Source organism: Sutterella massiliensis (assembly GCF_016899755.1).
Classification (GTDB): Bacteria; Pseudomonadota; Gammaproteobacteria; order Burkholderiales; family Burkholderiaceae_F; genus Sutterella; species Sutterella massiliensis.
Window position 1 is genome coordinate 1 of the sequence record NZ_JACJJC010000270.1, and the last position, 476, is coordinate 476.

Annotated in this window: 1 protein-coding gene; it reads right to left on the minus strand. The window is 58.2% G+C overall.

The window, feature by feature from the left end:
• Positions 1–476: LysR substrate-binding domain-containing protein (locus H6A60_RS12510; RefSeq protein WP_275114237.1), on the minus strand; the 476-nt coding region annotated here is incomplete at both ends.

The following is a 476-nucleotide window of genomic DNA, read 5'->3' on the forward strand; positions in this document are numbered from 1 at the left end:
CTCAAGAAGCGCCGTCTCGACAAAGCTGAGCGGCAAATCGACCGCAATGCCGAGTCCGTCGAGCGCCGCAACATAAGAACCTTGGTCCCCGAAGTAGCGCTTTTCGATTTTTGCACCACCTCTGCCGCGGGAAATGGGCACCGCACCCAGCTCGTCGTCATGACGATAGTGATCGAGTGTGATGAGGTCGAACACTTCGCTGCCGCAGTAGAGCGACTCGGCTTCCGGATACCGATCTTTTCGCTTCAGAAGCAGCGTGTGGTGCACGAGATCTTCCACGCGCTCGGGCGTGCCGACGCGCGCAAGATAAGCGGGTGAAGCAAGAAGCAGATTCGCGCATTGTCCGACCGGGTGAATGTTGAGCTCTCGGTCGCTCGGCATGTACGGAATGAGCGCCACGTCGATCTCTTTGCGCAGTACGGCGTCATGAGACAAATCAGGCCGAAGTTCGAAAACGACATTGCGCCGCCTCGTAG